The organism is Pseudaquabacterium rugosum, assembly GCF_038066575.1.
Lineage (GTDB): Bacteria > Pseudomonadota > Gammaproteobacteria > Burkholderiales > Burkholderiaceae_C > Pseudaquabacterium > Pseudaquabacterium rugosum.
Genome location: NZ_JBBUTF010000039.1, coordinates 22,253 through 29,035, shown reverse-complemented (window position 1 = coordinate 29,035; position 6,783 = coordinate 22,253). Strand labels below are relative to the sequence as shown.

General features: G+C 71.8%; 9 protein-coding genes. All 9 read left to right on the top strand.

Annotated features, from left to right (window positions below):
* A partial coding sequence (locus tag AACH11_RS24345) for a flagellar hook-length control protein FliK (protein WP_341376885.1) occupies nt 1-801 on the top strand: 801 nt, incomplete at its 5' end.
* A gap of 171 nt (nt 802-972) precedes the next feature.
* Nucleotides 973-1,614 (top strand): flagellar basal body-associated FliL family protein, encoded by a 642-nt coding sequence (locus tag AACH11_RS24340; protein WP_341376884.1) that lies wholly within the window; start codon nt 973-975, stop codon nt 1,612-1,614.
* A 37-nt stretch (nt 1,615-1,651) separates the two neighbouring features.
* Nucleotides 1,652-2,650, top strand: coding sequence for a flagellar motor switch protein FliM (gene fliM / locus AACH11_RS24335; RefSeq protein WP_341376883.1), 999 nt, complete (start codon nt 1,652-1,654; stop codon nt 2,648-2,650).
* A complete protein-coding gene (gene fliN / locus AACH11_RS24330) occupies nt 2,647-3,102 on the top strand; it encodes a flagellar motor switch protein FliN (protein WP_341376882.1) in 456 nt (151 codons plus the stop codon). Before fliM ends, fliN begins: the two co-directional genes overlap by 4 nt.
* A gap of 66 nt (nt 3,103-3,168) precedes the next feature.
* Complete coding sequence (locus AACH11_RS24325) at nt 3,169-3,606, top strand: FliO/MopB family protein (RefSeq protein ID WP_341376881.1); 438 nt, start codon at nt 3,169-3,171, stop codon at nt 3,604-3,606.
* A gap of 95 nt (nt 3,607-3,701) precedes the next feature.
* Nucleotides 3,702-4,556, top strand: coding sequence for a flagellar type III secretion system pore protein FliP (fliP, locus tag AACH11_RS24320; RefSeq protein ID WP_423228813.1), 855 nt, complete (start codon nt 3,702-3,704; stop codon nt 4,554-4,556).
* 34 nt (nt 4,557-4,590) lie between these two features.
* A complete protein-coding gene (gene fliQ, locus AACH11_RS24315) occupies nt 4,591-4,860 on the top strand; it encodes a flagellar biosynthesis protein FliQ (RefSeq protein WP_341376880.1) in 270 nt (89 codons plus the stop codon).
* A 10-nt stretch (nt 4,861-4,870) separates the two neighbouring features.
* Nucleotides 4,871-5,632: a flagellar biosynthetic protein FliR gene (gene fliR, locus AACH11_RS24310; RefSeq protein ID WP_341376879.1), complete on the top strand. Its 762-nt coding sequence runs from the start codon at nt 4,871-4,873 to the stop codon at nt 5,630-5,632.
* 144 nt (nt 5,633-5,776) lie between these two features.
* Entirely contained in the window at nt 5,777-6,616 is an 840-nt protein-coding gene (locus AACH11_RS24305) for an HDOD domain-containing protein (protein WP_341376878.1), read from the top strand.
* Nucleotides 6,617-6,783 lie beyond the last annotated feature (167 nt).

The following is a 6,783-nucleotide window of genomic DNA, read 5'->3' as shown; positions in this document are numbered from 1 at the left end:
GGCCCGGTCGGCCCCGTGGCCGGCGCCGCCTTCGCCGGCCGTGGCGGCGGCCGCGACACCGTGGACGCGGCCGCCGCCACGGCCGCCGCCGGAACGGGCGGCACCAGCCCGCAGGCCGCGTCGGCCTTGGCCGGGGCCGGGGCCGGCCCAGCGGCTGCGGCCGCCGCCAGCGGCAGCTTCGCCCAGGCCCTGCAGGGCGCCGCCGCGAACGCCCCGGGCGCCACCGCCTCGGACACGGCCAGCGCCACGCTGCAGGCCGCCGTCGACAGTGCCGACTTCGCACCAGCCCTCGGCGGCCAGGTCCTGCTGTGGGCCCGCGACGGCGTGCAGCAGGCGCAGCTGAACCTGAACCCGGCCGAACTCGGCCCGGTGCAGGTGCGCATCGCCATCGACGGGGACCAGGCCCGGGTCGACTTCCAGGCCGCCCACGCCGACACCCGGGAGGCACTGCGCGAGGCGCGCGAGATCCTGAGCAGCGCGCTGCAGGAGGCCGGTCTGGCGCTCAGCGGCAGCGAGGTCACGGCCACGGCCGAAGCCCGCGGCGCCGAGGGGGGCGGCCCGTCGTCGGGCGAGGGCGAGCGCGGCGATGCCCGCAGCGGCGAGGCCCGCACCTCGTCACAGGGCCAGTCCCAGTCGCAGTCGCGCCAGGGCCAGCCTCAGGCGCCGGCCGACGGGCCCGCGGCCGGCGCGGCCCGCAGCCAGGCCGGCGAGCGCGGCGACGCCCGGCTGGCCCAGGCCAACGCCGAGGCGGTGCCGCAGGACGCACGCCGCAGCACGCGTCTGGTCGACCTGCAGGCCTGAGCGGCCCGAGGCAGCGCCGGCCGCGCCACAGCCGGCCCGGCGCAGGCCCTCGAACACCCCCGCCAAGCCGCATCTTTTCACGGTTTGGCGCGGCACCGCCGCTCCGAATAATCGATCCAGATCCCGAGCGTACGGCCCGCGCCTGCGCCCCCTGAACCGACGGAGCCGCCCATGTCCGCCCCCGCCCCCGCACCCGCCGCCGCCGACGCCGCACCGGCCACCGGCGGCAAGAAGAAGCTGATCATCATGGTCGTCGCCGGCCTGCTGCTGCTGGGCGCCGGCGTGGGCGCCGGCATGTTCCTGGGCAAGAAGAAGGCCCCGGCCGAGGGCGAGGAAGGGGCCGACGGCCATGGCGAGACCCATGCCGAGCAGCCGGCGCACGACGCCCCCAAGGTCACGCGCGATCCCAAGCACCCGCCGGTGTTCGTCCCGCTCGATCCCTTCACCGTGAACCTGGCCGACCGCGACGCCGACCGCTATGCGCAGGTGTCGGTCACGCTGGAGCTGGCCGATGCCAAGGTCGAGGCCGAGCTCAAGACCTACATGCCGGCCATCCGCAGCAACATCCTGCTGCTGCTGTCCTCACGCAAGGCCGAGCACCTGATCACCCGCGAGGGCAAGGAAAAGCTGGCGCAGTCCATCCTCTATGCCTCGGTGCGCCCGCTGGGCTACCTGATCGACGAGGACGAGGAAGAGGAGCCTGCCGCCGAAGGCGAGGAGCCGCCGAAGAAGAAGAAAAAGAAGAAGAAGCTGCCGCTGCCCAACAACCTGCCGGTCGTCGGCGTGCACTTCAGCAACATCATCGTCCAATGACGGCCGCACGCCGTCGCGGGCGGCTGGAGCACACGGCATGAACCAGCAGATCCTGTCCCAGGACGAGGTCGATGCGCTGCTGCAGGGCATCACCGGCGAGAGCCAGAAGATCGAGCAGGTCGAGGAGGCTCCGGCCGAGCCGGTCCGCAACTACAACATCGCCAGCCAGGAGCGCATCGTCCGCGGACGGATGCCGACGATGGAGATCGTCTGCGAGCGCTTCGCCCGCAACATCCGGCTGGGGCTGTTCAACCTGATCCGCAAGAACCCCGAGGTCTCGATCGGCGGTACCAAGGTCATCAAGTACAGCGCCTTCCTGCGCGAGATCGTGGTGCCGACGAACTTCAACATCGTCGCCGTCAAGCCGCTGCGCGGCCACGGGCTGATCGTGGTCGATCCCTCGCTGGTGTTCGCCGTCATCGATGCGCTGTACGGCGGCGTGGGCAAGTACCACACCCGCATCGAGGGCCGCGACTTCTCGGCCACCGAGCAGCGCGTGATCCGCCGCCTGGTCGACTGCGTGACCGGCGAGTACCACAAGGCCTGGGCCAGCATCTACCCGCTGGAGCTGGAGTACCACCGCTCGGAGATGCAGCCGCAGTTCTGCACCATCGCCACGCCCAGCGAGATGGTGGTGTGCTCGAGCTTCAGCTTCGAGGTCGGCGACACCAACGGCACGATCCACTTCTGCATCCCGTACTCGACGCTGGAGCCCATCCGCGACGTGCTCTACAGCCCGATGCACGGCGACACCGAGCCCGACAAGCGCTGGATCCGCTCGCTGCGCGAGGAACTGCAGGCCGCCGAGGTCGAGCTGGTGGCCGAGCTGGCCCATGCCCGCACCACCGTCGGCCAGCTGCTGGCCTTCAAGCCCGGCGACTTCATCCAGCTCGACCTGCCCTCGCTGATCCAGTCCAAGGTCGACGGCGTCCCGGTCTTCGAGTGCCAGTACGGCACGTCCAACAACCACAACGCGATCAGGATCGGCCGCCTGCTGACGGGCAATGTCGAAGGCTGGCTGGGAGAACGTGAATGAGCGACGCGAACGACACCGCGGGCATGTCCGAAGAGGATCGCATGGCCGCCGAATGGGCGGCCGCGCTGGCCGAGTCCGCGCCGCCGGCACCGGCGGCCGCACCCGCCGACGACTTCCCGACCGATCTGGCGAGCTTCGCCGCCGCGGCCAGCGCCCCCGCGGCCAGCGGCCAGCCGCCGAACGTGCCCAACGACCTCAACATGATCCTGGACATCCCGGTCCAGCTCACCGTCGAGCTCGGCCGGGTGCGCATTCCGATCAAGAACATCCTGTCGCTGGCGCAGGGCTCGGTGGTCGAGCTGGAGGCCATGGCCGGCGAGCCGATGGACGTGCTGGTCAACGGCTACCTGATCGCCCAGGGCGAGGTGGTGGTGGTCAACGAGAAGTTCGGCGTGCGGCTGACCGACATCGTCACGCCCAGCGAGCGCATGCGGCGGCTCAGCCGTGTCTGAGCGGCCGGCCCTGCATCCGCACACCGCGACCGCTCGCCTGACCCGCCAGATGAGGAGCCGAACCCCATGACGTCCTGGACCGGCCCGCTGGCCGCCTTCACGCTGATCGTGCTCGCCATTCCGGCGGCCCTCTGGCTGCTGCGCCGCAGCGGCCTGGCCGGCGGCAGCCCCGCGGCGGCCGGCCTGCGCCAGGTGGCCAGCCTGGCGCTGGCGCCCAACCAGCGCATCGTCACGCTGGAGGTCGGCCAGGGCGCGCAGCGCCGCTGGCTGGTGCTGGGCGTGACGCCCGGCGGCATCAGCCGCCTGCACGAGATGGATCCGCAGGACGCGGCCGCCGCCGGCACGCCGTCGCAGGCGGCCACCCCGCCCGGCTTCGCCGGCGTGCTGGCCCGGCTGGTCACGCCGGTGGCCGCGCCCCGTGCGGCAGACCCTCACGGCGCCGGGGACCACAGCGGCACCGGCACCAACACCGGCACCGCCCCGTCGCCGCACGACGGGCGCTGAGCCCGGCCGACCCGCGCCCGCCCCTTCGCGCCCCTTCCCGCCCCTTCCCGCCCCATCACGCCATCTTCTGCCTTCGGCCCCGCCCGCGCCCGACCATGACCCCGGCCTCATCGACTCTTTCGGCAGCGACCGCAGCCCACTGCAGCCCCGCGCACGCGGCCGGCGCCCGTGACGTGACGTCGTTCACGCGGATCACCGCATGGGCGCCGGTGGTGTGGCGGGCCGGGCTGCTGGCCGCGCTGCTGGCCGGTGCCCCCGCGCTGGCCCAGGGCACCGGCGCCGCCCTGCCCCTGATGGTCGGCCAGGGCAGCGGCGGCACCACCTACTCGGTGCCGGTCCAGACCCTGCTGTTCTTCACCGCGCTGGGCTTCCTGCCGGCGGTGCTGCTGATGATGACGGCCTTCACCCGCATCGTCATCGTGCTGGGCCTGGTGCGCCAGGCGCTCGGTACCCAGGCCGCACCGCCCAACCAGGTCGTCATCGGCCTGAGCCTGTTCCTCACGTTCTTCGTCATGTCGCCCACGATCGACCGGGTCTACCAGGACGCCTGGGTGCCCTATCAGGAACGCCGCATCGAGTTCGGCGAGGCCGTCGACCGCGGTGCCGCACCGCTGCGCGCCTTCATGCTCAAGCAGACGCGCCACAGCGACATGGAGCTGTTCTCGAAGATGGCCAAGCTGCCCGCTGATGCCAAACGTGAGGAGACGCCGTTCACGGTGCTGGTGCCGGCCTTCGTCACCAGCGAGCTGAAAAGCGCGTTCCAGATCGGCTTCCTGATCTTCATCCCCTTCCTGATCATCGACATGATCGTGGCCAGCGTGCTGATGAGCCTGGGCATGATGATGCTGTCACCGGTGCTGGTCAGCCTGCCCTTCAAGCTGATGCTGTTCGTGCTGGCCGATGGCTGGAACCTGCTGCTCGGCTCGCTGGTGGCCTCCTTCGCCACCTGACGGCCCGACCCCGCCCCTTCCGGAGACTCCTGTCATGGACAGCCAACAAGCGTTCCAGCTCGGCCAGCAGGGCCTGTACATGCTGCTGATGGTCTCGGCCCCGCTGCTGCTGGCGGTGCTGGCCGTGGGCCTGGTGGTCAGCGTGTTCCAGGCCGCCACGCAGATCAACGAGAGCACGCTGAGCTTCGTGCCCAAGGTGCTGGCGGCCGTGGCCGTGCTGGCGATCGCCGGGCCGTGGATGCTGCAGCAGCTGGTCGAGTACATCCAGCGCACGCTGCTGATGATCCCGCAGATGGTGGCCTGAGGGCGCGACCGTGGTCGGCTTCTCCGAGACCCAGCTGCTGGCCTGGCTGACGCCGCTGCTGTGGCCGCTGCTGCGCGCACTCGCGCTGCTGGCCACGCTGCCGGTGTTCAGCCAGCGCGCGGTGCCGGCACGGGTGAAGATCGGCCTGGCGCTGTTCATCGCCATCGCCGCCCAGCCCACGCTGCCGGCGATCGCCGTCGTGCCGCTGGACAGTCCGGCGGCCGTGCTGCGCACCGTGCAGCAGGTGCTCGTCGGCGTCACGCTGGGCTTCGCGGTGCGGGTGATCTTCGCCGCCATCGAGCTCGGTGGCGAGATCATCGGCCTGCAGATGGGCCTGAACTTCGCCGGCTTCTTCGATCCGGTCAGCGCCTCGCAGGGCACGGCCAGCAGCCGCTTCTTCGGCACGATGGTGGGCTTTCTCTTCGTGCTGTCGGGCGGGCATCTGGCCGTGACCGAGGCCCTGATCCGCAGTTTCGAGGTCTTTCCGGTCGGCGACGACCCGTTCGCCTTCCTGCGCGCGACCCAGCCCCAGGCCTGGGGCGGCGAGATCTTCGCACTCGGGCTGTGGATCGCGCTGCCGCTGGTGGGCATGCTGCTGTTCGTCAACCTGGTGCTGGGCGTGGTCGCCCGGGTGGCACCGCAGCTGTCGGTGTTCTCGATCGGCTTTCCGGTGACGGTCAGCGTGGGCCTGGTGGGCATGCTGCTGACGCTGCCGCTGATGGAGCGGCCCTTCGCCGAGGCACTGCTGCGCATGCTGACGCTGTTCCGCTGACCGGTCCGCAGGACGGCGGGTTCAAGCCGCGGCAGCGCCGGCCGATATCGGGTGACAGGAGAGGGCCGGACGGCCTCCTCCCGCGTGGATCGCGCCCCACCGGGGCCGACCGTCCGCTCCACTTCCGCTGACGACCGAACGCCGATGTGCCACACCCTGCCCGACGTGCAGCGCTTCTTTTCCGGCGCTGCCTCCCTGCCGGCCATGCCCGAGGTCGCGCAGCGGCTGCTGTCCTGCTTCCGTGATCCCGCGCTGACGCTGGCCACGCTGCAGGCGGTGGTGGCCACCGATGCCGCGCTGTCGGCCCGCCTGCTGCGGCTGGCCAACTCGGCGCGCTACAGCCCGCGCCAGCGCGTGACGCGGCTGGACCAGGCCGCGGCCATCATCGGTCTGGACGCGATGCGCGGGCTGTCGCTGGCGGCCTGCCTGGTCGACCAGTTCCCGCAGCCCCACGGCTTCGACCGCCTGCGCTTCTGGTGCCAGAACCTGGGCACGGCCGGCTATGCCCGCATGCTGGCCGAGCAGATCGACGAGGACGGCGACGTGGCCGAGATCGCCGGCCTGATGCTGCGCAGCGGCGAGCTGCTGATGCTGATCCACCAGCCGGGCCTGACCGCGCTGATCGAGGAGCTGGCCGGTCCGCCCGACAGCGTGTTCGAGGTCGAGCGCCTGAACTTCGGCGTCACCCATGCCGAGGTCAGCGCCGAGCTGGCGGTGCGCTGGCGTTTCCCGCCCGAGGTGGTCGACGCGATCTACACCGCCGCCGATCCGCTGGCCGCCCGGCCCTACAGCCCGATGGGCGCGCTGGTGCGTGCCGCCAGCGTGATGGCCGACGCCGCCAGCGACGGCGCCGATCCCCTGCTCTCGCTGCAGCAGACCCAGCCGCTGCTGCTGCAGCGCCTGGGCCTGCACCCCGACGCCGTGACCCAGGCCCTGCCGAACTGGTCGCGCCTGACCGCGGCCGTGCTGGACCTGATCGGCTGAAACGCCGCCACGCCGGTCGCGCGTGAAGCCGGTCACGGCCGCGCGGGACCGGCCCCGATGTCGGCCCGCAGGGCATCGCCCACGATGTCCGGACCGACGTTCCCGCAGTTCCCGTCCGCGTCGCCCAGGCTGTCCCGCGACGTGTCTCTGCCGCCCCACCGCGTGCG

Coding starts and splice junctions, on each gene's coding strand:
- AACH11_RS24340 (WP_341376884.1), top strand. CDS start 973: ATGTCCGCCCCCGCCCCCGCACCCGCCGCCGCCGACGCCGCACCGGCC.
- fliM (WP_341376883.1), top strand. CDS start 1,652: ATGAACCAGCAGATCCTGTCCCAGGACGAGGTCGATGCGCTGCTGCAG.
- fliN (WP_341376882.1), top strand. CDS start 2,647: ATGAGCGACGCGAACGACACCGCGGGCATGTCCGAAGAGGATCGCATG.
- AACH11_RS24325 (WP_341376881.1), top strand. CDS start 3,169: ATGACGTCCTGGACCGGCCCGCTGGCCGCCTTCACGCTGATCGTGCTC.
- fliP (WP_423228813.1), top strand. CDS start 3,702: ATGACCCCGGCCTCATCGACTCTTTCGGCAGCGACCGCAGCCCACTGC.
- fliQ (WP_341376880.1), top strand. CDS start 4,591: ATGGACAGCCAACAAGCGTTCCAGCTCGGCCAGCAGGGCCTGTACATG.
- AACH11_RS24305 (WP_341376878.1), top strand. CDS start 5,777: ATGTGCCACACCCTGCCCGACGTGCAGCGCTTCTTTTCCGGCGCTGCC.